This is a genomic window from Pandoraea apista, assembly GCF_001465595.2.
Lineage (GTDB): Bacteria > Pseudomonadota > Gammaproteobacteria > Burkholderiales > Burkholderiaceae > Pandoraea > Pandoraea apista.
Window position 1 is genome coordinate 2,686,656 of sequence record NZ_CP013481.2, and the last position, 24,509, is coordinate 2,711,164.

Annotated in this window: 24 protein-coding genes; 18 read left to right on the forward strand and 6 right to left on the reverse strand. The window is 62.9% G+C overall.

Annotated elements, in window-relative coordinates; genetic code table 11:
* Nucleotides 1-7: 7 nt before the first annotated feature.
* The 5 genes from AT395_RS12495 to AT395_RS12515 all read left to right on the forward strand — a co-directional run bounded on the left by AT395_RS12495 (nt 8) and on the right by AT395_RS12515 (nt 5,286).
* Nucleotides 8-2,173, forward strand: coding sequence for an FUSC family protein (locus AT395_RS12495; RefSeq protein WP_072632826.1), 2,166 nt, complete (start codon nt 8-10; stop codon nt 2,171-2,173).
* Complete coding sequence (locus tag AT395_RS12500) at nt 2,163-2,357, forward strand: DUF1656 domain-containing protein (RefSeq protein WP_048629357.1); 195 nt, start codon at nt 2,163-2,165, stop codon at nt 2,355-2,357. The genes AT395_RS12495 and AT395_RS12500 overlap by 11 nt, the downstream gene beginning before the upstream one ends.
* On the forward strand, nt 2,350-3,279 hold the full coding sequence (locus tag AT395_RS12505; protein WP_231606138.1) for an HlyD family secretion protein: 930 nt from the start codon (nt 2,350-2,352) through the stop codon (nt 3,277-3,279). The genes AT395_RS12500 and AT395_RS12505 overlap by 8 nt, the downstream gene beginning before the upstream one ends.
* 4 nt (nt 3,280-3,283) lie before the next feature.
* Nucleotides 3,284-4,822 (forward strand): efflux transporter outer membrane subunit, encoded by a 1,539-nt coding sequence (locus AT395_RS12510; RefSeq protein ID WP_231606139.1) that lies wholly within the window; start codon nt 3,284-3,286, stop codon nt 4,820-4,822.
* A gap of 62 nt (nt 4,823-4,884) precedes the next feature.
* Nucleotides 4,885-5,286 (forward strand): hypothetical protein, encoded by a 402-nt coding sequence (locus AT395_RS12515; RefSeq protein WP_042115800.1) that lies wholly within the window; start codon nt 4,885-4,887, stop codon nt 5,284-5,286.
* Nucleotides 5,287-5,333: 47 nt separating this feature from the next.
* On the opposite strand, the gene AT395_RS12520 is transcribed toward AT395_RS12515, so the two are convergent.
* Nucleotides 5,334-6,482, reverse strand: coding sequence for an MFS transporter (locus AT395_RS12520; RefSeq protein WP_231586101.1), 1,149 nt, complete (start codon nt 6,480-6,482; stop codon nt 5,334-5,336).
* Between the two features lie 250 nt (nt 6,483-6,732).
* Here AT395_RS12520 and AT395_RS12525 point away from each other — a divergent pair, with 250 nt between their 5' ends.
* From AT395_RS12525 to AT395_RS12535, 3 genes are all read left to right on the forward strand, one after another.
* Nucleotides 6,733-7,671, forward strand: coding sequence for a LysR family transcriptional regulator (locus AT395_RS12525; protein ID WP_042115802.1), 939 nt, complete (start codon nt 6,733-6,735; stop codon nt 7,669-7,671).
* Nucleotides 7,672-7,690: 19 nt separating this feature from the next.
* A complete protein-coding gene (locus AT395_RS12530; RefSeq protein ID WP_042115803.1) occupies nt 7,691-8,305 on the forward strand; it encodes an LON peptidase substrate-binding domain-containing protein in 615 nt (204 codons plus the stop codon).
* 142 nt (nt 8,306-8,447) lie between these two features.
* Nucleotides 8,448-9,317 carry a ParB N-terminal domain-containing protein gene (locus tag AT395_RS12535; protein ID WP_042115804.1) on the forward strand — a complete coding sequence of 290 codons (870 nt, stop codon included), beginning with the start codon at nt 8,448-8,450 and terminating at the stop codon, nt 9,315-9,317.
* Nucleotides 9,318-9,418: 101 nt separating this feature from the next.
* On the opposite strand, the gene AT395_RS12540 is transcribed toward AT395_RS12535, so the two are convergent.
* The 5 genes from AT395_RS12540 to AT395_RS12560 form a co-directional block, all read right to left on the reverse strand.
* Nucleotides 9,419-10,138, reverse strand: a complete 720-nt coding sequence (locus AT395_RS12540; protein ID WP_048629360.1) for an ABC transporter ATP-binding protein — start codon at nt 10,136-10,138, stop codon at nt 9,419-9,421.
* A complete protein-coding gene (locus tag AT395_RS12545; protein ID WP_048629361.1) occupies nt 10,135-10,950 on the reverse strand; it encodes an ABC transporter ATP-binding protein in 816 nt (271 codons plus the stop codon). Before AT395_RS12545 ends, AT395_RS12540 begins: the two co-directional genes overlap by 4 nt.
* Nucleotides 10,947-11,834, reverse strand: coding sequence for a branched-chain amino acid ABC transporter permease (locus AT395_RS12550; RefSeq protein WP_042115807.1), 888 nt, complete (start codon nt 11,832-11,834; stop codon nt 10,947-10,949). The genes AT395_RS12545 and AT395_RS12550 overlap by 4 nt, the downstream gene beginning before the upstream one ends.
* On the reverse strand, nt 11,827-12,720 hold the full coding sequence (locus tag AT395_RS12555) for a branched-chain amino acid ABC transporter permease (protein WP_042118369.1): 894 nt from the start codon (nt 12,718-12,720) through the stop codon (nt 11,827-11,829). Before AT395_RS12555 ends, AT395_RS12550 begins: the two co-directional genes overlap by 8 nt.
* A 120-nt stretch (nt 12,721-12,840) precedes the next feature.
* A complete protein-coding gene (locus tag AT395_RS12560) occupies nt 12,841-13,950 on the reverse strand; it encodes an ABC transporter substrate-binding protein (protein ID WP_048629362.1) in 1,110 nt (369 codons plus the stop codon).
* Nucleotides 13,951-14,278: 328 nt separating this feature from the next.
* Here AT395_RS12560 and AT395_RS12565 point away from each other — a divergent pair, with 328 nt between their 5' ends.
* From AT395_RS12565 to AT395_RS12610, 10 genes are all read left to right on the forward strand, one after another.
* Nucleotides 14,279-14,878, forward strand: coding sequence for a GntR family transcriptional regulator (locus AT395_RS12565; RefSeq protein ID WP_231586227.1), 600 nt, complete (start codon nt 14,279-14,281; stop codon nt 14,876-14,878).
* Between the two features lie 183 nt (nt 14,879-15,061).
* Nucleotides 15,062-15,865 (forward strand): 2,5-didehydrogluconate reductase DkgB, encoded by an 804-nt coding sequence (gene dkgB / locus AT395_RS12570; protein ID WP_048629363.1) that lies wholly within the window; start codon nt 15,062-15,064, stop codon nt 15,863-15,865.
* 116 nt (nt 15,866-15,981) lie between these two features.
* The gene (tcuC, locus tag AT395_RS12575; RefSeq protein WP_042118371.1) at nt 15,982-17,292 is read left to right on the forward strand and encodes an MFS transporter; all 1,311 of its coding nucleotides are present in this window, start codon (nt 15,982-15,984) and stop codon (nt 17,290-17,292) included.
* Nucleotides 17,293-17,472: 180 nt separating this feature from the next.
* Nucleotides 17,473-18,018 carry a tRNA adenosine(34) deaminase TadA gene (gene tadA, locus AT395_RS12580; protein ID WP_072632963.1) on the forward strand — a complete coding sequence of 182 codons (546 nt, stop codon included), beginning with the start codon at nt 17,473-17,475 and terminating at the stop codon, nt 18,016-18,018.
* Nucleotides 18,015-18,947: a muramoyltetrapeptide carboxypeptidase gene (ldcA, locus tag AT395_RS12585; RefSeq protein WP_042115812.1), complete on the forward strand. Its 933-nt coding sequence runs from the start codon at nt 18,015-18,017 to the stop codon at nt 18,945-18,947. The genes tadA and ldcA overlap by 4 nt, the downstream gene beginning before the upstream one ends.
* 347 nt (nt 18,948-19,294) lie before the next feature.
* Nucleotides 19,295-20,239, forward strand: coding sequence for an allantoinase PuuE (gene puuE, locus AT395_RS12590; protein WP_048630001.1), 945 nt, complete (start codon nt 19,295-19,297; stop codon nt 20,237-20,239).
* Nucleotides 20,240-20,374: 135 nt separating this feature from the next.
* Nucleotides 20,375-20,908, forward strand: a complete 534-nt coding sequence (gene uraD, locus AT395_RS12595; RefSeq protein WP_224787569.1) for a 2-oxo-4-hydroxy-4-carboxy-5-ureidoimidazoline decarboxylase — start codon at nt 20,375-20,377, stop codon at nt 20,906-20,908.
* A 103-nt stretch (nt 20,909-21,011) separates the two neighbouring features.
* On the forward strand, nt 21,012-22,034 hold the full coding sequence (alc, locus tag AT395_RS12600; RefSeq protein ID WP_058375196.1) for an allantoicase: 1,023 nt from the start codon (nt 21,012-21,014) through the stop codon (nt 22,032-22,034).
* A gap of 90 nt (nt 22,035-22,124) precedes the next feature.
* Nucleotides 22,125-22,658: an ureidoglycolate lyase gene (locus AT395_RS12605; protein ID WP_042112120.1), complete on the forward strand. Its 534-nt coding sequence runs from the start codon at nt 22,125-22,127 to the stop codon at nt 22,656-22,658.
* Between the two features lie 418 nt (nt 22,659-23,076).
* A complete protein-coding gene (locus AT395_RS12610; protein WP_042115814.1) occupies nt 23,077-24,501 on the forward strand; it encodes a circularly permuted type 2 ATP-grasp protein in 1,425 nt (474 codons plus the stop codon).
* The last annotated feature ends 8 nt before the right edge of the window (nt 24,502-24,509 follow it).

Genomic DNA, 24,509 nt, shown 5'->3' on the forward strand with positions numbered 1-24,509 from the left:
GGTCATTGTGTCATCGACGCCTTCCACGGCAAGCTCGTCAGGCGCGCGGCGCGCTTCGCCGCTCCTATGGCGGCTCGCCGGTCTGTCGCGGCTGGATTTCACGTCGCCGCGCGCCACCTACGTATTGCGCTCCATTGCTGCGGCGTGGCTAGCGTTATGTGTTGCGTATGTCTTGCAACTGGAGATGCCTTATTCGGCGGCGTCGACGGTGCTGCTTGTCATCAATCCGATTCAGGGCGCCGTGATCGGCAAGGGCGCGTGGCGCGTGCTCGGCACGCTCGCGGGAATGATCGCCTCCGTGCTGCTGATGTCGGCATTCGGTCAGATGCCGTGGCTGTTTCTACTCGGGTTTGCCGTTTGGCTGGGGCTGTGCGTCGCCGGAATGACAATGTTGCGGCACTTCCGTGCGTCGGGTGTTGTAGTCGCGGGATACACCGTCGGACTCGCCACCTTCGGCGCGCTTCAACATCCGCAACTCACGTTTGAGCACGTCGTCGGCCGAGGCTCGACTGTCATGGTCGGGGTGTTGTGCCTGTCGCTCGTGTCCGCGCTTTTCAGCGCCCGCAGTGTGCGAGGCAAGCTGGAGGGGCTGCTCACGCGGTTGGCCTCTCGCACGGCGCAGATGCAGGCAGCCGCGTACGAATCGGCAGGCGCGAAGGCCCATGAAGCCGCTGCCGCACAACGCGAACTGATCTCCGAGATTTACGGCGTCGATGATCTGCTCGCCGTGGGCAAGGCGGAATCGGTCGATCTTGCCCATCGTGCGCACGCGGTGCGGCACGCCATGGCGTCGCTCTTCGCAGTGGTGGCGGGCGGCGTGCCATTGGCGGTAGCGGGCCAGCGGGACACCCGCGACTCCTTCCTGACGAGACTGCAACCGATGCTCGCGCAAGCCTGGCGCGACACCACGAACGCTCTCGTTCAAGGCGCGCAGGGGCTGACAAATGCCGCCCGCATCATGCGCGAAGCGCGTGAGCAACTCGTCGCAGCGCTCGACACCCGCCCGGCCTTGCCGCCGGCAACGCTCATCGCAATCGACCGGCTGATCGAACAGGTGGACGATTACCTGGCGGCACTGGACGGTCTCACATCGTTGCATCGTCCGAGACCCGCGAACGCCCCGGCGACCGTCCGCTTTCACCGCGATCCGCGCGCAGCATGGCAGAACGGCCTGCGGGCTGCGCTGACGTTGTTTGCCGCCGGGGCAGTGTGGATCATCACCGGGTGGCCGCACGGCGACATGATGCTGCTGATCGTCTCGCCGTATTGCGCATTGCTTGCAACGGCACCGAACCCCGCCGCCGGTGCGTGGCAGTTCGTCAAGGGAACGCTGTTGGCGGTGCCGATGGCGTTCGTGTGCGCCTTCGGCGTTCTGCCGCACATCGAGGGATTGCCGCTGTTGCTCGTCGTGCTGGCGCTATTCTGGCTGCCGGGCATTGTTGCCACGACGATGCCTCAGCACGGACTCGCGGCATTGGCGTATCTCGTCGGCTTCAATACGCTAACGGCCGCAGACAACCCGATGCACTACCACCTCGGCTTGTTCCTCAACTGGTCGCTCGCGTGGGTAGTCGGCGCAGCGTTCGCGTGGATGGGCTTCCGACTGTTCCTGCCGCGTCAGTTGCCGCGAGACATTGCCCGTCTGCGACGGCATATCCGGGAGGCGTCGTTGCGTGTGCTGCATGCGCCGGCGCAGAGGGCGCCCCTCGATCGGCTGATGGCCACCGCACGTGGCTGGCAATGGCGTCAGCAGCACCGCATTGCGCATCTTGGTGCGCTGCGCAAGACGCAACCCGACGCGATGCGTGCCGATATCGCCGACGCGCTCGCCAGTCTGCATCTCGGCCGCGACGTGTGGCGGTTGCGGGTATGGATGTGTCGAGAGGACGTTTGTCCTTCGCTGGCAGGCGCCTGCACGATCGTGACGACGGCGCTCGATCGCATGGCCCGTCGCCTGCACACGAGGTATCCCGCGCCCGCATTGGCGGCCCGGCATGCGCGGCGTGCAGCGCGGCATTTAACGCGTTTGCAGACGACGGGCGACTGCCCTCATGCGGACGAAGCTCAGCATCTGCCGCGTCTCGTGGCGGTGCTCACCGACATTGCCGATCTGCTAGACGGCTACGCCGTCTACTTCGCTCAACCTTTGCCCAATCGTTCCCATGCTCAGTGAAGTTGCCGTGGCGGGCATCTATCTGCCGCCTTTCTTCGTCTACGCCTGCGTCGCCGTGCCGGTGTTTCTTGGTCTGCGTTTCGCGCTGGCGCGCACGGGCGTGCTACGTCGTGTTTGGCATCCGGCGCTATTCGAATTTGCCATCTCCCTTTGTCTGGTTTCCGTGTTGATGCTTTATGTCTAATCGAACCATGTGGTTGGGCCCGGTCGCGAGAGCGGCGGGCACGTTGTTGGCCGTTGTGCTTGCGGTGGTGTTGGTTGTTGCCCTCTGGCGGGCCTACGTGCTCGCGCCCTGGACGCGCGACGCTCGCGTGAGTGCCGAGGTCGTGCGTATTGCGCCCGAGGTCTCCGGTACGGTGCTCGACGTGGCCGTCTCCGACAATCAGTTGGTCAGGCGCGGCGACCTGCTGTATCGCATTGATCCCGAGCGCTTTCGCTTTGCCGTAGCGCAGGCCGAAGCGCAACTGAGTGCGGCGAGTGCCGTGTTGCAGCAGAAGGTGCAGGACGCGAAGCGGCGGCGCGGGATGGACGACCTCGTGCCCGGCGAGGATATTCAGCGGGCCAATCAGGCGGTGGCGATTGCGCAGGCGGAGCAACGCCGGGCGCAGGTTGCGCTGGACGTGGCGCGTCTGGATCTGGCGCGTACCGAGTTGAGGGCGCCGGCCGATGGCTACATCACGCATTTGCGCTTGCGTCCCGGCGATTATGCCGTGGCGGGGCGAGGCAACATTGCGTTGGTCGATGCTCACAGCTTCTGGGTGACGGGCTACTTCGAAGAGACCAAGCTGCATGGCATCCGCGCGGGCGCGCCGGCGCGCATCCGCCTCATGGGGTTCGACGCGCTGATCGACGGCCATGTGGCGAGCCTCGGTCGAGGCATTACGGATGTTAACGAACATGCCGATGCTCAGGGGTTGCCGAGCGTTGAGCCCAGCTTCAGCTGGGTGCGATTGGCGCAGCGCATTCCGGTGCGCATCGCCATTGATCGCGTGCCACCGGATGTCGTGCTTGCGGCGGGGATGACGTGCAGTGTTGACGTTGGCAGCGCCACGACGGGCGACGTGCCGAAGGGGCGTCTTGCCAGCCTGCTGATGCGATGGATGTGACGCCATGGCCTTCGCATCGATGTCTTCGCAGAAGGGCGCCTGTCAGGGACGCGCGGCCGCCGTACGGTTCGGCGCGATCGGCGTGATCGGCCGGTTCGGTGCGGCGTGCGTGATGTTCGTGGCCTCGGCCTGCACCACGCTTGGCCCTGACTACCATGCGTCGCCGCCCAATGTTCCCGCACAGTGGCATGACGCGCATCGTGCGTTCGACACCCGTGCCGGGGGGGACGTGGCGCAGCTGCGCCATTGGTGGCATTCGTTCGGCGATCCCATGCTTGACCGGCTTGTCGCTACGGCACTGGCGAATAACCACGATCTGGCCATCGCACAAGCCCGGCTCGTGCAAGCGCGAGCTGAGCGTGCACGCGTGGCGGCCGATCTCGGCCCGACAATTTCGGCGGGCGGTACCGCGCAGGCATTGCGTTCGAGCAAGCGACTCGACTGGCCGCCGGGCATCGGGCAGTCGCGAACGTGGCAGTTGGGCTTCGATGCCAGTTGGGAGTTGGACGTCTTCGGTGGCACGCGCCGTGCCGTGGAATCGGCCGACGCCGGTGTCGAAGCGATCGCGTTTGATCGGGAAGCGGTGCGTGTGAGTCTGCTGGCCGAGTTGGCCGCCGATTACGCGTCGTTGCGCACGGCACAGGCGCGGCAAGTCATTGCGCAGGAGAACATCCGCACGCTGTATGAGGGCGAGCGGTTGGCAGAGCGGGCGTTTGCGCAGGGGCTGGGGACTTCTGCCGAAGTCGCACAGGCGCGCGCCGAACGCGAGTTGGCGCAAGCGCAGCCCCCCCGATTGCAAGCCGAGGTCGAGCGTCTCAGTCATGCCATCGGCGTGCTGACCGGCGAATTTCCGTCGGCTTGGCGTGACGTGCTTGCTGCGCCGTCGCCCGCGTTGCCCGTGACGCCGACGCTGCCGCTATCGTTGCCGTCCGAGGTGATACGTCAACGCCCCGACGTGCGGGCGGCCGAGCGGCGGCTGGCATCAGCGACGGCAGGTATTGGCGTTGCAGAGGCCGCGCGTTTTCCTCACTTCAGCATTCCTGTCAGTCTCGGCACCACCGCCAGCCTGATTCACGACTTGTTCTCCGGCGCGAGTCTGGCGTGGTCGGTCGCGTTGATCGGCGACCAGACCTTGTACGACGGGGGCCGTGCGGGCGCGGGGGTCACGGCGGCACAGGCGGACGCGGAGGCTGCGCGCCTTGCTTATGAGCGCGATGTCCGGCTGGCGTTGCGCGACGTGGAAGATGCGTTGACCGGGCTGCACAGTGAGCGCGAACAGCAGGCGGCATTGCGCGCGGCCGTTGACGACAGCCAGCAGGCGGTCGAGCGGACGACGCGTTTGTATCAACGCGGCCTGAGCGGCTATCTGCCGGTGCTGATAGCGCAGCGTGCCGCCAATCGCGCGCGCGATGCGCTGGCGCTCAGTCGGGGCGCCGAGGTGTTGAGTGCGATTGCGTTGTACAAGGCGCTCGGCGCTGGCTGGTCGGACGGATCGCAGACAGATTCGTCGCATTCTGCGGAGGTAGGCGGCCGAGATGGTTGACCTGTCATGCGCCGTCCTCTTTTTTATTTCCTTTCCTTCAGACATTTCAAGGAGCTAACACCATGCCACTCGATCCCAACCGGTTCTCGATTCACGATGTCCGCGAGCTGCCATTCGTTGTATTCAATCAGGAGGCTGCCGATCCCGGTTATGCCCGCGATTGGGAAGCGGAGATGACGGCGCTCGTGAATCACGGGCAGCCGTTCGTGGTGGTCTACGACCAGCTCACGCGCGACGAAACGCACGAAGACCGCAAGCAGCGAGCGATCTGGCTCAAGCAGAACAAGACGGCGCTCGCGGCGGTCTGCAAAGCGTTGGTGAGCATCGAGCCGAGCGAGGCCCGCCGCGCGGAAGTGCGCGCGATGGGCGTGGCGGCGGTGAAGGCATTCGGCATTCCGCACGAAGCCGTGGCCACCCGCGAAGAGGCGATACGCCTCGCGCATCGGCTGACGCAAGCGGGCTGAGCAGGGGCCGTGCGGAAGGGGCTCCGGCGACGGGCGATGCCGTTTGCCTACGAGCGCGAGCGCTGAACGAAACCGTGCCGTCTGGCGGCATACGCGACACCCAGTGCGGCCAGTGCAAGGATCACCAGCACATGCGGCAGCGCCGCAGCCCCCCATGCGGACAACACTGCGCCACCGAGCATGCCGCTGCCCGCGAACGATAGATTGAATACTGTCACGAGCATGGATTGCGCCACGCTCTCATGTTTGCCGGCCGCGTTGCCCAGCGCGGTTTGCAGGATCGTTGGGGCGCCGCTGAAACTCAAGCCCCAAAGCACCGAGCTCGCAACGAGTACCGGCCAGGATGTCGGCCATGCGCCGAAGGCGACGATCACGATGGTGAATCCGGCGAGGGCCAGCAGAACGAGTCCGCGCAGCCAGCGATCGATCCACATGCCCACACCCCAAAGTCCCACGAGTGTGCAGATGCCGAACGTCGACAGCACGGTAGCGAGCCGGTCGCCCATGCCCGCCGAGGCGAGAAATGGCGCGATGTAGGTATAGAGCGTGTAATGCGCGACGACCCACAGCATGACAACGGCGAGCACCGGACGCACGCCCGGCAGGCGGAGCACCTCGATCACCGGGGCGCGAGCGTCGGCGGCTTGGTCGGTGTTGCTTGCGTCGGACACATCGGACACATCGGGCACGATCAGCAGCACCCAGCCGGCGAGAATCAACGCGAAGGCCGCCAGCGCGCCGAACACCCAACGCCAGCCGATGAGATGCCCAAGCGCGGTGGCGGCGGGCACACCGACGGCCAGCGCGAGCGGGATGCCGAGCATGGCGAAGGCCAACGCGCGCCCTTGCCGCGATGGACTGACGAGGCGGCGCGCATACGTCGCGATCTCGCTCCACGTCAGTCCCGTTGCAAGACCCACGACGAATCGCGCAGCCAACGTCAACGTGAAATCCGCTGAGACAGCGGTGACCGCATTGCACACAGCGAAGCCGAGCAGTGCGACGACCAACACCGTGCGACGTGACCATCGATGCAACATTACCGCCAACGGTACCGCCCCGAGGCCGGCGCCGAGCGCGCATAGCGTCACCATCTGACCAGCCCACGATGCCGAGATGTGAAAGCCGTCTGCCAGCTGCGGCAGCAGACCGGCGGGCACCGTTTCGTTTGCGGCGGCCACGAAAGTGGCAAGCATTAACGCCACCAACGATGCCCAGGGCGTGGCGTCTGACAATGAGTATGGCGTTGCCGCGTGGCCGTACGAAGGGCCGCCTTGTGTACGAGATGGCGGCGTGGAGGAACTGGCAGAGCGGGTTGGCGAGGCTGGCATGGGTGTCATCCGGACAGGGGGCGTCCCGACTGGGACGATGTGTCGTAGTCTGCCAATGCGCGCTATATTTGATAATTCGTTGGAAATTTGAATGACTTTCAAATGTGGATGAAAGATGGCGACGGACAGACTAGGTGATATGCGTCTTTTTACGAGCGCGGCAACGTTTGGCAGCCTGTCGGCCGCCGGGCGCAAGCTGGGGCTGTCGCCGGCGGCGGCGAGTGCCAGGCTGGCCAAGCTCGAAGCGGCGTTGCAGACGCGGCTGTTCGTGCGCACTACGCGGCAGCTGCGCCTCACGGACGAGGGGCGCGTCTATCTCTCGCATTGTCTCGTTGCCTTGCAGGCCATCGACGATGGTGAGGCGGCGCTACAGGCAGGCTGCGCCGCCATCCGGGGCAAGATCCGGCTGTCGGCGTCCACCGATTTCGGGTTGCATAAGTTGTCGCCGTGGCTCGACGAATTTACGACACGTTATCCGGAGGTGCGGCTCGCGCTGACGTTGACCGACTCTCTTTCCAATCTCGTGCAGGACGATGTCGATCTGGCGATTCGTTTCAGCGAGCCCGAAGACGGCGCTCTCGTGGCGCGACGGCTGGCGCCGATGTGTCGCGTGCTGTGTGCATCGCCGGACTATCTCGCACGCTATGGGGAACCGTCGGATCCGGAAGCGCTATCGGCACATCAGTTCATCGTGCTGGTGACGGCGTCGGGGCCGCTCAACGAGTTTCACTTTCGCAAGGACGAGGCGGCGTGGCAATTCACGGTGCCGATGGCGCAGGCGTGGGAGACGAACGACGGGACGCTGGCGCGCCGCTGGGCACTGGACGGTCGGGGGATCGTTCGCAAAACGTTGTGGGATGCGGCCGACGATGTGCGGGCAGGGCGGCTGAAAATCCTGCTCCCGGACTACATCGCCAAAGCGCCGGGGGTGTATGCAGTACGGCATCGCACGCGTTACATGGTGCCGCGCGTGCGGGCGCTGCTGGATTTTCTGATCGACCGGTTCGCGCAGGAGTCGGCCGCGTTGCCGGACATTGGTACTTGTCGCGAGTGACTTCGTGTCATCATACGGCATGGCCCAGATCCCGCTCTTCCCGCTCGGCAATGCCCTGTTTCCCGCCGGGGTGTTGCATCTGCGCATCTTCGAGGTGCGCTATCTCGACCTGATCAAGCGATGCCTCGCCGACGGCACCGAATTCGGTGTGGTCATCTTGCGACAGGGCAGCGAAGTGCGTCTGCCCGACAGTGTCGAAGAGCCCGCGATGATCGGTACGATGGCGCGCATCGACGACTGGCGCGCGACCATGCCGTCGTTGCTCGAGATCGTCTGTCGCGGCACAACCAAGTTCCGTCTCTCGTCTGCCGCGCTGGGCAAGTACGGCTTGTGGATGGGCGAAGCGGAAATGCTGCCGGACGATGCCAATGTCGCCATTCCCGACACGCTCCAGATCAGCGCCGATACGTTGGGCAAGTTGATCGCCGGGCTGCAACGCGATCCGGCGCGCGCGGCGAAGTTGCCCCTGGCGCCGCCGTACCGGCTCGACGAGTGCGGCTGGGTCGCCGATCGCTGGGCCGAGTTGCTGCCGCTGCCGGCGCACGAAAAAGAGACCTTGCTGGGCATGGCGGACCCGGTGGCGCGTCTGGCGCGCATTCAGGCGTTTCTGACCGATCACGGCGTGTTGTCCTGAGCGTACGGGGGCAGGGCACGGGGTGTTTCGTCAGCGCCGCTCAGACAGGCGATAATGCGGCCTGCATCGTTTTTCCTTGCCGACGTACCGCGTTGTGCCGCAGTCAGCGGCACGGGGTGCGGGGGCATCGTTACAGAAATCCATGACAGTCCAGATCAACGAAGAACTCAAGGCGTACATCGATCCGTTGACGCCTGATGAATATGCGGCGCTCGAACAGAGCCTGCTTGCGGAGGGTTGCCGCGACGCGCTTGTCCTATGGGGCGACGTGCTGGTCGACGGCCACAATCGTTACGAGATCTGCCGAAAACACAGCATCGAATTCCGCACCGTCCAGAATCCGTCGTTCAAGTCGATGGACGATGTGCGTCTGTGGATGATCGACAACCATCTCGGCCGGCGCAGCGTGTCCGATTACCAGCGCGGTGTGCTGGCGTTGCGCAAGAAGACGATTCTCGAAGCGCGAAGCGGCGCACAGGCGCCCGCTCAGGCGCCGGCGCAGCAAGCCGCGACAGCGGACGGTGCCGAACAGGACGCCGGCAAGACTTCGATTCCGGCGCACACGATGGCGCTCACACGCGCCGCGCTGGCACGGGCTGCCCGCCTGTCGAGCAATACGCTGGGGCAGATCGAGCAGATCCACAATGCGGCGGCGCCGGAATTGGTGGACGCGGTCAAGCGTGGCGACGTCTCGATCAATGCGGCAGCGGCGGTGTCGACTTTGCCGGCAGCAGCGCAGGTGGCGGCGGTGGTTGCTGGCAAGCAGGAGTTGCGCGAATTGGCGCGTCAGGTACGCGAGGCGCGTCCGGTCAAACCGCGCAAGAAGAAAGACGAAGAGATCGTTGAAGACGACGATGACGGTACCCCGCCGTGGGACACCAGCGCCGATCCGTCCGACGAACTGGCGCGTCTTTCGAGAGAGCTCAAGGCCATGACCGCCGAGCGCGACGCGCTCAAGAAGAAGGTGGCCCATCTCACGATCGCGCTGGCGGAGGCGCGAGCAGGCAAGTAAGCACGAGACGCTTTCGAACCGGTCACGGCGCGCGATCCTGCTGCGCGCCGTGAATTCCGTCTGCGGCCCGTCTGAGGCCATTCATGCGGCGACGGCCCGCGTTATGCTGCGCGTCCCCCCAGATACAACTCCCGCACCTGCTCATCTTCCAGCAGCGCGTTCGCGGCTCCCGTCAGCGCAACTGTGCCCATCGAAAGCACATAAGCGCGGTCCGAGATGCGCAGCGCTTCCATTGCGTTTTGCTCCACCATCAGAATCGTCACCTTCTCCTGGTCGCGCACGCGCACGATAGCGTCGAAAACTTCGTGCAACACCTTCGGCGACAGGCCCGCAGACGGTTCGTCGAGCAGGAGCAGGCGCGGACGAGGCATCAAGGCTCGCGCGAGCGCCAAAATTTGCCGCTCCCCGCCAGACATCGACGCCGCCGGGGCATCGCGCTTGCGATCGAGCACCGGATAAAGCGCACACAGTTCGTCGATACGCTGAGCACATTCGTGCTTGCCGAGATAGTGCCCCCCGACCTGCAGGTTTTCGCGAATCGTAAGCGTGCCGAAGACGTTGTCTGTCTGAGGCACGAACCCGACACCACACTGACGGATCTTCCGATGCACGGGAACCTGCGACACATCCGCGCCCGCCAGCACAACCTGTCCTTCGCGCGGCAGCAGAAACCCTGCAATCGTCTTGAGCAGTGTCGATTTGCCACAACCGTTCGGGCCAAGCAGGGTGACGATTTCGCACGACTCGGCGTGCAGCGTCATTCCTTTGAGAATGTCGACTTCGGCGGTGTATCCCGCCACGACGTTGTCGATGTGAATCATGCAGACTCCGTTTCCCTGATGCGTGCGTTCGGTGTTGCCGTACTGGCGCCACCGCCGAGATAGGCCTGTAGCACCCTTTCGTTGGACGAAAGGTCGTCCGGGTGACAACTCGCGACAATGTGTCCCCGGTCGAGTACGATGCAGCGCGTGCACAACTCCCGGATGAAGTGCATGTCGTGCTCGACTACCACAAGCGTCATTCCCTTGGCGTTCAGGCGCTTGAGCGCCATCACGATGTCGCGTCGCAGATTAGGATGTACGCCTGCGGTCGGCTCATCGAGCATCACCATGCGGGGTGCGCCCATCAGCGCACAAACGATACCCAGCAACTTCTTCTGCCCGCCCGATAGCGCGCTTGCTGGCAGATCGCGCACGGGCGTGAGCAATAGTTCGTCGAGCAGCATGCCCGCCTTGGCGCGGGCTGCGGCCTCGGCTTCTCGCGCCGCGCGCGTGCCGAGTAGCGTGGCGAACACGCCGTGATGCGCCGTGGCGGCAGCCATTGCCACTTCCAGCACCGACATTCGGGCGGGCATTGACGGGAGCTGGAACGTGCGCGCGACGCCTTGCGCCACGATGCGGTCCGCTCGCAAGGTGTCGATACGATGGGCGTCGAGCGCGATGGTCCCCGCATCGAGACTTTCGAAGCCGGTGATCGTGTTCAGCAGCGTGCTTTTGCCCGAGCCGTTCGGCCCGAGCAGGCCGACAATCTCACCGGGCATCACGTCGAAAGTTACGTCCTGAAGCACCTTGTTGCCACCGAACGCCTTGGCGACAGAGCGAACTTCGAGCAAGGGTTTGTTGGGGATGGTCATGACAGCTTCCTCAGTTTTTCAGGAACAAGGCCCTCGCTGCGCCACATCAGGCAGGCAAGCAGAATGAGGCCGATCACGCCCAGACGCAGCGCACCGGCGCTGTCCGAACTGAAATGCAGATAGTCCTTGGCGAACGGCACCAGGGTGTAGGCGCCTTGCACGACGGCCGTGCCGACGAGTACCCCCCAAACGTTGCCGATGCCGCCGATCATGAGGATCGTCCACAGTGCGAACGTCTCTGAGGACAGGAGGTAATCGGGCCCAGTGAAACTCATGTAATGCGCGTACAGGGAACCGGCCACTGCGGTGACGGCGGCGCTTGTCATGACGGCCCGCGATTTAAGTGAGCGCAGGTCATAGCCAAAGCATGCAGCGAGCTTCGGCTCTTCACGCATGACCCGCAAGGCGCGGCCGAAACGTCCGTCTGCCAGCCGCCGGGTCAGCAGCGTGAAGGCCAGCATGACGCCGAGAACGAGCGCGAGAAACGCCAGCGAATCGTAGGGACGGGGGAGGGTATCGAAGAGCATCGGGATCGGACTGATGCCGTTCGCGCCACCGGTGAGCCATCCCTCGTTCGTGGCGATCGTGCGCAGGATCTCTGCGATAGCCAGCGTGGCAATGCCCCAGTAATCGGCACCGAGTTGGCGCCCGAGACGGGCGATGCCGGCGCCGAGAGCAACGGCGAGCAGTACACCGATGGCCATGCCGGTGAGCGGCGAGCCACCCGCTTGCATAGTGATGGCCGTGGCGTACGCGCCCAGCCCGGCAAACGCAATGTGCCCGAAATTGAGCAGCCCGGCATACCCCGCCTGGAGGTTCAGGCCAAGAGCCATGATGCCGTAGATGCCCGCGACCGTGAGGGTGGCGACAATGAATTCAAACACGGCGCACCTCGCGATCGAACAACCCGTACGGCTTGAAGAGAAGCGCCAGCAACAGGATCAGGAATGCCCCGGCGTTGATGTAGCCGACCGGCAAGAACGCAACGGCTTGCCCAAGCAACGGCCCGAAATTCAGGTTCGTGACCAGCGTTTCCGTGAGCGCGATCAGTACCGCGCCGGCCACAGCGCCGAGCGGATTACCCAGCCCGCCGAGAATCGCGGCCGCGAACACCGGCAGCAGCATGTCGTTGCCGAGTTGCACATGCGCCCCCGCGGACAACGCGAGCAGTCCGCCGCCCAGTCCGGCGACGGCCCCCGACGCGAACGTGACGCCGCGAGTGATCCACTCGGCGTTCAGGCCCGAGGCGGCCGCCAGTGCCGGGTTGGTGGCGAGCGCACGCATGGCCCGCCCGGCGCGGGTGTAGAAGAGCACCAGCGCGAACACCACGAGCAGGGCAATCGTCGTCGAGACCGAATAGAGCTGCACGTGCGTGATGCGCGCGTCGCCGAGTACTGTCGGCGGTGTCAGCGGCAGGTTGAACATCTTCGGAAACGAACCGGCAAAACCCTGGCAGCAGGCAATGATCAGCATCGATACGGCGAGCGATCCGATCATGGCGATGGCCGGTCCGCCGCGCAGGAGCTGACGGAATACCAGCCGGTGCATGATCAGCGTGAAGGCGCCCGTTGCCAGCGCGGCGATGGCCAGCGCTGCGACAAGCGGCACGTTCAGCGCGAACATGGCGTAGGTAACGTAGGCGCCGGCCATGGCGTATTGCACATGGGCGATGTTGGGAAACTTGACGAGTCCGTAGACCATGGACAGCCCGAGGGCGACCAAAGCCAGGTCGGACGCGCGTAAAAGCGTATCAACGAATAGTTGGAGCATGAAGGTCATCCGGGGTGGAGCGCGGGCACAGCGAGGGGCCCGCGGAGGTACGGCAGCCGTTCGGCGCATCGGCAACACCGGGCAGAGGTGGTGCCGATGCGCGCCAAAGCACGGCGACGCTTAGCGCGGCACCACCTTGCCGTCGTACTTGAGCTTCGCGTAAGGCGGGTCGATGCGCTGACGGTCCGCGTCAAACGTGATCGGGCCCGTTACCCCGGCGAAATTCCTGCCCACCTCCTTGAGTGCGGTCTGCACGGCGGCCGGCTGCGTCGACTTCGCCTTGTTGATGGCGGCGGCGGTTAGCAACACGGCGTCATAGGCATAACCGGTGTACGACGTCTTCGGTGCCTGACCGTACTTGGCCTGGAAGGCGTCGACATAGGCCTTGCCGTTCGCCCCCTGTACCGATCCGACTTCCATGCCGAGTTGACCGTTGGCAATGTTCGCCGGGGTGTCGGAAAGGCTCATCGAGAGCAAGATCGCGTACCAGGGCTTTTGACGGAGCCCGAGTTCGAAGGCCTCGCGATTGAGCACGGCCGATTCCTGACCGTAGGCGGTATAGATGTACGCGTCGGGATTGCTGCGCGACGCTTGTTGAAGCTCGCGGCGATACGTGGACTGGCCTGCGGTGTAAAGCAATTCCGTGGCGACCTTGCCCCCGAGTTTCTCGAATTCCTCGCGGAAACCGTGTGCGACTCCCTGACCGTAAGCGTTGTTCGGCGCGATCAGGGCGACATTGCGGTAGCCAAGTGCCCAGGCGTCGGCGGCAGAGAACTTGTTGCCGAGGTTCTCCAGGCCGATGAGATTGAACGACGTGGCGCCCAGATCCTTCACTTTCACGCTCGTGCTGGCAATGTTGATATGCGTGACGCCTTCCTTCACGAGGTACTGCGCCATCGGCAGCGTGATGCCCGAGGAGTATTCACCGATCACGACCGGCACCTTGTCGACGGTGGCCAGCTTGCGTGCCGCGTTAAGCGCGGTCGTTGCATTGCCGCCGGAGTCTTCGACAATGACGTCGAACTTCTTCCCCATTACGCCGCCTTGCGCGTTCACCTTCTCGACAGCGAGCGCGACGGCGCGGCGTACATCTTCTCCCACGGTGGCGTTCGCACCCGTCAGCGAAAGGACTGCCCCCATATGCACAGTGTCGTCGGCCGCATATGCCAACGCACTCGCCGTAAGGGCCATGGCGGCCGGTACGATCCACTTGCGAAGTTTGAATGACATTGATTTCCCCCGAAAAAAGTCAGTTGAGCCTGCAAAAAAAGCGCTTGACCAATGACCATGCGTCCACAGTGCTGGCGGCGCTCAGATGAGTGCCGCGCATCGGCCGTCGCCGGTGCGCACGCGGTCTCCCCTGATGAAACGAATCCGGATATACGTGAAATAGACGTATTTGGATCCAAAATAATATATTGGATCCAATGCTAGATGATTGGATCCAGAATCGCAATATGGGTAAAAAATATGCTCTAATCGCGCCATGCGAACCCCCGGACCCCAAGCTCTACATCAGGCCATCCGCGACACGCTTCGAGACGAGATCTTGAGTGGCGTGCTTCCGGGTGGATATCAATTGCGCCAGGAAGCCCTGGCCGATCGGTTCAAGGCGAGCCGAGTGCCAGTGCGCGAGGCGCTGCGGCAGCTAGAGGCGGAGGGACTGGTCACGCACCATCTGAACCGCGGTGCGACTGTGGCGAGCATGAATCTCGAGCAGTTGTGCGAGTTGCTCGACATTCGTGTCGCGCTGGAATGCCACGCTGCCAAGTTGGCGGTGCCGAACATGGCGGAACGCGACTTTCAGGTCATGGAGCAGATTCTGGCCGAGTACTCGGCGTCGGAAATCGTCTCGGAATGGGCCGAATACAACCGGCGATTCCACCTGGCACTCTCTGCGCCGGCCAACAACCGGCGTTTGCGAATGCTCATCGAAGAGTATTGCCTGAATACCGATCGATATTCGCATTTGGCCATGTCACAGGCTACCGGCAAAGAGAAGCCACAGCACGACCATTACGAGATTCTTGCGGCATGCCGTCGCCGCGACGTGACGACGGTGGTGTCGCTGCTCGAGGGGCATATTCTGACGACACGCAACGAAATCAAGGCCATGGCGCGCGAGGATGTCAGCTTCCTTTCGCGCGCCGCTCTCTGAGCCTCGTCTCCATTGCGGAGCGCAACACCATGAGTCGCATGTATTTGTGAATTGACGGCACGAATCTTGTGCGTCTGTGGGACTTTTTGGGCGGGTGTGAATCCGACACACTGTGGTGTTTAGTCGAGCCGTTCAACCAAGGTTGATTTTTATGGCGCGACGTTTTCGACAGGAGTTGTATTCATGAGTCTTCCCGCTTTCGGCCTCGGTACGTTCCGCCTCAAGGGCCAAACCGTATTCGATACCGTTACTAATGCGCTGGAACTGGGTTACCGCGCTATCGACACTGCGCAGATTTACGAGAACGAGGCCGACATTGGCCGTGCGCTCGCGGCATCGAACGTCAAGCGTGACGATCTGTACCTGACGACCAAGATCTGGGTCGACAACTTCTCCCGCGACAAGCTGATTCCGAGTCTGAAGGACAGCTTGTCGAAGCTGGGGACCGACCGCGTCGATCTCACGTTGATTCACTGGCCGTCGCCGGCCAATGCCGTGTCGATGGAGGAGTATCTCGGGGCATTGCGCGAGGCACGTGAGCAGGGGCTGACGCGTGCCATCGGCGTCTCCAACTTCACTATTGCGCTGCTTCAACGGGCCATCGGCATTGTTGGGCCGGGCGAACTGGCGACCAACCAGATCGAGCTGAGTCCGTATCTGCAAAACCGCAAGCTGGCGGAATTTGCCCGCTCGCAGGGCGTGCCCGTCACGTCGTACATGACGCTGGCGTACGGTAAGGTGCTGAACGATCCGGTGCTGGAAAAAATTGCCGCCCGGCATGGCGCGACCACGGCGCAAGTCGCGCTGGCATGGGCGATGCAACAGGGCTATGCGGTGATCCCGTCGTCGACCCGGCGCGAGAATCTGGCCAGCAACATGAAGGCGCGCGATTTACGTTTGAGCGACGAAGACATGGCGCAGATTGCTGCGCTCGACCGTAACGAGCGTCAGGCCAACCCGGCGTCGCTTGCGCCGGCCTGGGACTGAAATATGCCGTAACAGGCGGGGGGCGGGGGTGTTCCCGCCCCGGGGCAAAATCATGGTGTGCGCGCGTCGAATCAAGTGCTATCTTGACCGACATCATGTCCGGTGAGGTGAACATCATGGCTACCAGCCCCGTCAACCCTGCGTCGGTTTCGCGAGCCTCTCCGTCGAAAGTTGCCACTGTGATTCGCGTCACGAGCGGCAACTTCATGGAGATGTTCGACTTCTTCCTGTTTGGCTTTTACGCCACCTATATTTCCGCGACGTTCTTCCCGTCGGGCGACGAATTTGCGTCGCTGATGCTCACCTTCATGACCTTCGGTGCGGGCTTCCTGATGCGGCCATTGGGCGCCATCATTCTGGGCGCGTACGTTGACCGGATCGGACGGCGTCGCGGGTTGATCGTCACCTTGTCCATCATGGCGATGGGCACCATTCTCATTGCGTTCGTTCCGGGGTTTGCGACCATCGGGTATCTGGCGCCGCTGCTCGTGCTTATTGGCCGATTGTTGCAAGGGTTCTCGGCGGGTGTCGAACTGGGCGGGGTGTCCGTCTATCTGTCGGAGATGGCGACGCCGGGTCACAAGGGCTTCTATGTGAGCTGGCAGTCGGCGAGCCAGCAGGTGGCCATTATCGTGGCGGCGCTGCTGGGATACCTGCTTAACAAATGGCTGACCCCGGGGCAAGTGGCCGATTGGGGTTGGCGCGTGCCGTTCTTCATCGGTTGCATGATCGTGCCGGTGCTGTTCGTCATCCGGCGTTCGTTGCAGGAAACCGAGGTGTTTCTGGCGCGCAAGCATCGACCGAGCACGGGAGAGATTTTCCGTTCGATCGTACAGAACTGGGGGCTGGTTGTGGCCGGCACCATGCTGGTGGCAATGACCACCGTGTCGTTCTACCTCATCACCGTCTATACGCCGACGTTCGGCAAGTCGGTACTCAAGCTGTCGACGACCGATGCACTGGTCGTCACCTTTTGTGTCGGCGTGTCCAACTTTCTCTGGCTGCCGGTGATGGGGGCTTTGTCCGATCGCATTGGACGGCGTCCCTTGTTGATCGTTTTTACCGTGCTGACCATTCTGACCGCCTATCCCACGCTGGCATGGCTCGTGGTCGAGCCGACATTTGGCAAGATGCTGATCGTCGAGCTGTGGTTGTCTTTCCTCTACGCGAGCTACAACGGCGCCATGGTGGTGGCGTTGACCGAGATCATGCCGGTGGAGGTGCGCACGGCGGGCTTCTCGCTCGCATACAGTCTGGCGACGGCGCTTTTCGGCGGGTTTACGCCGGCGGTGGCGACAGCGCTGATCGGCATGACGGGCAACAAGGCGGCGCCGGGCTGGTGGATGACCTTCGCGGCGGTGTGCGGCTTGATTGCGACGCTTGTGCTGTATCGCAAGCGCAGCGCACCCAACGCAGCGATGGCGTGACGACGTGAGATGGATGGGCCTGGCGATCGGCCGAGAAGACCGACAGCCGGGTGTGGCGAGGGGCATGGCGGCAGCGGGGGGCTGTGCGAGAATAGCGCATTGCCGATAGCGGCCAATTGCGCTGTGTGGGGCGAGTCCGGAACGGGCACGCAACGCGCGGCGGCTTTTCGTCAACGTTTCATGAATCGAGATTTACCCGCGACCGACGAGACCTACATGGGCCTGGCGCTCCAGCAGGCTCGCGCCGCGATGGCGCAGGGAGAGGTGCCGGTCGGTGCCGTGGTCGTTTGCGACGGACAGGTGGTTGCCGTCGGGCACAACTGCCCGGTGGGCGGCCACGATCCGTCTGCGCATGCCGAAATGCAGGCGCTGCGCGCTGCGGCGCAGGCATTGGGCAACTATCGTCTGCCCGAGTGCGAGCTGTATGTCACGCTCGAGCCGTGTGTCATGTGTGCGGGGGCCATCATGCATGCCCGAATCCGGCGGGTGGTGTATGGCGCGATGGACCCCAAGACCGGGGCTTGCGGCAGCGTGGTCGACTTGTTTGCGGAACCGCGCCTCAACCATCATGCCGAAGTCATCGGCGGTGTCATGCGCGACGAGTGCGTTGGCATTCTCCAGACCTTCTTCAGTGAACGGCGTGCCGCAGCGAAGGCACGGCGCTTGTCGGCGGCGGCCGAGGCGACTGAAGAACCTCCCACCCAAACACCGGGATCTACCAATTGACGCCGACCAAGCATCTCGAACTGATTGCCCCGTCGGGCTATGCGCCCGACGCCGACGTTGCCGCGCGTGGTATCGAATCGTTGGAGCAGCTTGGCTACCGTGTTGGCAATCGTGAAGCGCTGGAGCGCCGTTACTTGCGCTTCGCGGGCACCGATGCCGAGCGTGTGGCCGAGATCAATCGACTGGCGCAGCGAGATCATCGCGTGCCCGATGTCGTGCTCGCCGTACGCGGCGGCTATGGCGCCGTTCATCTGCTCGAGCACCTCGACTACGAGGGGCTGCATCGCCGGTTATCCGGCGCGCCGGTGGCCATGATCGGTCACAGCGACTTCACGGCGGTGCAACTGGCGCTGTTGGCGCAGGCGCATCTCACAACGTTTGCCGGGCCGATGCTGCTGGCCGACTTCGGTGCGGAGACATTGAGCGAGTTCACCGTCACGCAATTCCAGTCCGTGTTGCACTCGCCCAGTCACGTTGCACAGTGGCAGGGTGATGGCGCGAGTGGCGACATCGATGTCTCGGGCACCCTTTGGGGCGGGAATCTGGCGATGGTATGCAGCCTGATCGGCACGCGGTACTTGCCGCAGATCGAGGGGGGCGTGCTGTTCGTCGAGGACGTGAACGAGCCGCCTTACCGGGTTGAGCGAATGCTGTATCAACTGCATCAGTCCGGCATTCTGGCCCGGCAGCGGGCGTTGGTGCTGGGTGACTTCTCGCAGTACCGGGTGACGGACTACGACAACGGGTACGACATGCCGGCAATGATCGAGAGCGTGCGCAAGGTCATCGGGATTCCGATCGTGACCGACATGCCGTTCGGCCATTGCCCCGACAAGTTGACGGTTCCTGTCGGGGGTCAGGCCAGATTGCAGACGTCTGGCGCAGAGGTCACGCTGACGCTTACGGGATATCCCTATATGGCCGCCTGACTTCGGACAGGTGGGGGCGGGAAAGGAAAAAGGGCGCTCAACAAAAGCACGCCGGGTCGATTCGACGGCCCGGCGTGCTTTTTTCTTGGTTTGCCGGTTCAGTGTCGATTGCGCGAGGTTTTGCCTATTTGGCGGGAATTTCGGCGAAATTGACGTTCAGAGATGCGGGGGTTTTAGGGCTTGGGTGGGCATGTTGGGGCGGGGGCGCAGGGGATGACGGTGTGACGGTGGCGGGGTGACTATACGTCTAGGCACAGCCTGAATATCTGAGTATGGCTATGTTTCCGCGGAGTGGATTTGGCTACACTTCTTCGATCGTTTCGCCATCAGAAGGATGCCAAGACATCATGGCCAGCAACATCGCAAGCTCCCAGGATTACCCCCGCGACCTGATCGGTTACGGCCGTCACGTACCGTTTGCCGACTGGCCGGGGCGAGCGCGGATCGCTGTCCAGTTCGTTCTGAACTATGAAGAGGGTGGCGAGAACTGTGTTTTGCATGGCGATCGGGCGTCAGAGCAGTTTCTGTCCGAGATCATTGGCGCAGCGGCTTACGAAGCGCGTCACATGAGCATGGAGTCCATCTACGAATACGGGTCGCGTTCGGGCGTGTGGCGCATCTTGCGTGAATTCGAGCGTCGCGGGTTGCCGCTGACTGTCTTTGGCGTGGCCATGGCCATGCAGCGTCATCCGGAAATCACGGCGGCGTTTCAGGAGCTGGGGCACGAGATTGCGTGCCATGGCTGGCGTTGGATTCACTACCAGAACATCGATGAGGCGACCGAGCGTGAGCACATGCGCATCGCCATCGATATCTTCAAGGAAATGACGGGGAGCGCGCCGCTTGGCTGGTATACGGGGCGAGATAGTCCTAATACGCGGCGTCTGGTGGTTGAGCAGGGCGGCTTTGTGTACGACTCCGACAACTATGGCGACGACCTGCCGTTCTGGACGCAAGTGCAGACCAGCGGCGGGGAGGTCAAGCCGCATCTCGTGGTGCCGTACACGCTGGATTCCAACGACATGCGCTTTGCCGCGCCGCAGGGATTCAACACGGCGGACCACTTCTTCCACTACCTGCGCGACGCATTCGACGTGCTTTACGCTGAGGGTGACGAGGCGCCGAAGATGTTATCGATCGGTATGCATTGCCGGTTGCTGGGCCGTCCGGGGCGCTTTGCCGCGTTGCAGCGATTCCTCGATCACATTGAAAAGCACGATCGCGTGTGGGTCTGCCGTCGCATTGACGTGGCGCGTCATTGGCAAGAGCGTCATCCGTTCGTGGCGGCGTGAGTCACAGATGGTGAGTAAGGCGGCTGGGCCCGAAGGGGCGCAGTCTGCCGGTATCGAAATTGAGTCCGACAGGCGTCATCGGGCTGTGCGACCAGCGCGGCGGGACGCCACCATTGTTCTTCAGGAGAGCGGTAAATGAACGCCCCGTTGCCTATGACCCAACGTACTGTTGCCGAGCTGTCGGCGTTGCCGCGTGCCGAGTTCGTTGCCGCGCTCGACGGCATTTTCGAGCATTCCCCGTGGGTGGCTGAAGCGGCTTGGGAAGACCGGCCGTTTGCCACCGTCAATGCGTTGCACGACGCCATGTGCCAAGCGGTGATCGATGCTGGCGAAGGAGCGCAGCTCGATCTCATTCGTGCTCACCCGGAGTTGGCGGGTAAGGCGGCTGTGCGTGGCGAGTTGACGGCCGAGTCCACCCGCGAGCAGGCGGGGGCGGGGCTAGACCAGTGCAGTGCGGAAGAATTTGCGCGTCTGACCGAACTCAATGACGCGTACAAGGCCAAGTTTGGCTTCCCGTACATTTTGGCCGTGCGAGGCCATACACGCAGCAGCATCATCGAGAACTTCGCCGGGCGCCTTGAGAACAGCCGTGCGGACGAGATCGAAGCGTGCCTGCGACAGATCTTCCGTATCGCGGGATTCCGTCTGGAAGATCTGGTGCGCGACTAAAGCGCGGAGATGGATAAGGCGGGTGGATAGACATTCGCCAAAGCGTTTTCCCCAGTTTTCGTATTCACTCGTTTCCGCTTTTACCGAATCATCAGGAGTTGGCATGGCCCTCGCCCCGCAAGATCCGAATGCACCGGAATTCGTGCGCCGTTACGTCAATCTGGCCGATCCGCGCCTGGGTGCGCAGGCACTCGAGGCCAGCGACGAATTCTTCGCGGCCAAAGAGCGCATGCTCAATCCCGAGCCGGCCGTCTTCATTCCCGGCAAATACGACGAGAACGGCAAGTGGATGGATGGCTGGGAAACGCGTCGCAAGCGCGTGAACGGCTACGACTGGTGCGTGGTCAAGCTCGCGCGGGCGGGCGTGTTGTTCGGTGTCGATCTGGACACCAGCCACTTCACCGGCAACTTCCCGCCGGCGGCGTCGCTCGAGGGGTGCTACAGCCCGGACGGTGCACCGGGCCAGAGCGCCGAGTGGTTCGAACTGCTCGCCTCGACCACGCTGCAAGGCAACTCGCATCACTACCATGCCATCGCTATCCAGCGTCCGGTCACGCACGTGCGCGTGAACCTGTACCCCGACGGCGGTCTGGCGCGCTTGCGTCTGTATGGCTTGCCGCAGAGCGATTGGGCGGGGCGTTCGCGCGACGAGCTGATCGACCTGATCGCGATGGAGAATGGTGGCTACATCGTAGCGGCGAACAACCAGCATTTCGGGTTGGCGTCGAACCTGTTGATGCCGGGCCGTGGCGTGAACATGGGCGATGGGTGGGAGACGCGGCGGCGTCGAGAGCCCGGCAACGACTGGGCGATCATTGCGTTGGCACAGCCGGGCGAGATTGCCAAAATCGAAGTCGACACGGCGCACTTCAAGGGCAACTTCCCCGATCGTTGCTCCATCCAGGCGGCATACGTGACGGGGGGCACCGAGCAGTCATTGATTACGCAGTCCATGTTCTGGCCGGTGTTGTTGCCCGAGCAGAAACTGGCGATGGACAAACAGTTCTTCTTTGAAGAGCCGGTGCAGAAGCTGGGGGCCATCACGCACATCCGCTTCAACATCATTCCGGACGGCGGCGTATCGCGCCTGCGTCTGTGGGGCCGTCTGAGCGAGAAGAAGGCGTAAGCGACGTCAGCAAAAAGAAGACCTCTCGCCTCCGGACGAAAGCAAAGGGTGCGAGAGGCTGCAACGAGCAGGGACAAAAAGGAGCGTGACATGGCGGGTCTGGCGTTGAAGATAGAGCGATTGACGCGGGAGGCGTTTGCGCCGTTTGGCGACGTGATCGAGTTGTCGGGGGCGAAGCATTTCGCGATCAATGGCGGGACGACCGAGCGCTTTCACGATCTGGCGACGGTGGATCTGGGTCCGGAGGGTGGACGAACGTTAGTGAACGTATTCCGTGGGCAGCCGAGGCAGTTGCCGTATGAGGTGAAGATGTTGGAGCGTCACCCGTTGGGCAGTCAGGCGTTCATTCCGTTGAAGACGACGCCGTATCTGGTGGTGGTGGCGCCGGCGGGCGAGTTGGATGTGAGTCAGATGAGGGCGTTCGTCTCGGAGGGTTGGCAGGGCGTGAACTACGCGCGAGGCGTATGGCATCACCCATTACTGGCGTTGCATGAGGTGAGTGACTTCGTGGTGGTGGATCGGGGGGGCGAGGGTCACAACTGTGACGAGCAGGATTTGCCGGGGGTGTATGTGTTGACGCAGGCGGCGTTGGAGGCAGCGCGGGCGGCGCAGAAAGCGGCATAAGAAGAGAGTGAAAAAGAAGCAGGACAGCGAAAACGCCGGGGAAACCCGGCGTTTTGCGTTTGGGGGGGAGGAAAAGAGCCGAAGCGAGCGGTGTAAAGGCGAGAAGTGGGCAAGAAGGGGGAGAAGGAAGGGGAAAGAGACGGACCGGGGCCCCTTTCTGCAGCGAGTTGGGTTTATGTCTGAGAGGCGGAAAGGGGCCCCGGTCCGTCTGGAGGGCGGTGTGGAGGACGGTATAGGAGGGACGGCGCCAAAAACAGACCAAACATAAAAAAACCTGACCCAGCGCTAACTCCTATACTGAAAATCACCGGCGTGGTGCGGGCGGAGGAGGTGCGCACTGAAAACGTGCGGAAAGGGTGAAAAAAAGCTCGGGCATGGATATTGCTCGATCTCGACACAGCAATCTGCGGAGAAGCGTATGGTCGAGAGCTATAACGAGATGGCGAGCATCACGGGTGCGGTACGGTCGCATTACCGTCGGTTTGACGATTGGTTGCGGTGTCAGCCGGAAGATGTTCTGCACCATAAGCGGGCCGAGGCGGATCTGGTGTTCCGACGGGTCGGGATTACGTTTGCTGTGTATGGCAATGAGGCGGGCACCGAGCGTCTGATTCCCTTCGATCTGATTCCAAGAATCATCCCGGCGCACGAGTGGCAGACCTTGCAGACAGGTTTGCGTCAGCGGGTCGAGGCGTTGAACCGGTTCATCCATGACGTTTATCACGAGCAGGACATCTTGCGTGCGGGTGTCATCCCGGCGGATCAGGTGTTGAAGAATGCGCAGTATCGGCCGGAGATGCAGGGGGTGGATGTACCGGGCGACATTTACGCGCATATTGCCGGTGTGGACGTAGTGCGAGCGGGGACCGGCGATGACGGCGTGTTCTACGTGCTGGAGGACAACCTGAGAGTGCCCTCCGGCGTGTCGTACATGCTCGAGAACCGCAAGATGATGATGCGATTGTTCCCCGAGTTGTTTGCGAGAAATCGAATCGCGCCGGTCGAGCACTATCCCGACTTGTTGCTGGACAGCTTGCGTGCTGTAGCGCCAATGGGGATAGATGATCCCACCGTCGTTGTCATGACGCCGGGCATCTACAACTCCGCGTACTTCGAGCACGCCTTCCTCGCGCAGCAGATGGGGATTGAACTGGTCGAAGGACAGGATCTGTTCGTTGAAGACAACCTCGTCTACATGCGAACCACCAACGGTCCCAAGCGAGTCGACGTCATCTACCGAAGAATCGACGACGACTTCCTTGATCCGCTGGCATTCCGCGCCGACTCCACGTTGGGCGTGCCGGGATTGCTGAGCGTCTACCGGGCCGGTCGCGTTACGTTGGCCAATGCCATCGGCACGGGCGTTGCCGACGACAAGTCCATCTATCCGTTCGTGCCCGACATGATCGAGTTCTACCTCGGTGAGAAGCCCATCCTGAACAACGTGCCGACCTACCAGTGCCGTCGACCGGACGACCTTGCCTACACCCTCGATAACCTTGGCGAACTCGTCGTTAAAGAAGTTCACGGGGCGGGGGGGTACGGCATGCTCGTTGGCCCGGCATCCACCAAAGCCGAGATCGAAGCCTTCCGCCAACGGCTCATTGCCAAGCCCGACGGTTACATCGCGCAACCCACGCTCGCCTTGTCTGCGTGTCCAACCTTCGTCGAGGCGGGCGTTGCGCCAAGACACATCGACCTGAGGCCGTTCGTGCTGTCCTCCGGCAAAGGCGTGACCATGGTGCCGGGCGGGCTCACACGCGTGGCGCTGACCGAAGGGTCGCTGGTCGTCAACTCCTCGCAGGGTGGGGGGACGAAAGACACCTGGGTACTCGAAAAATAGCCCAAGTC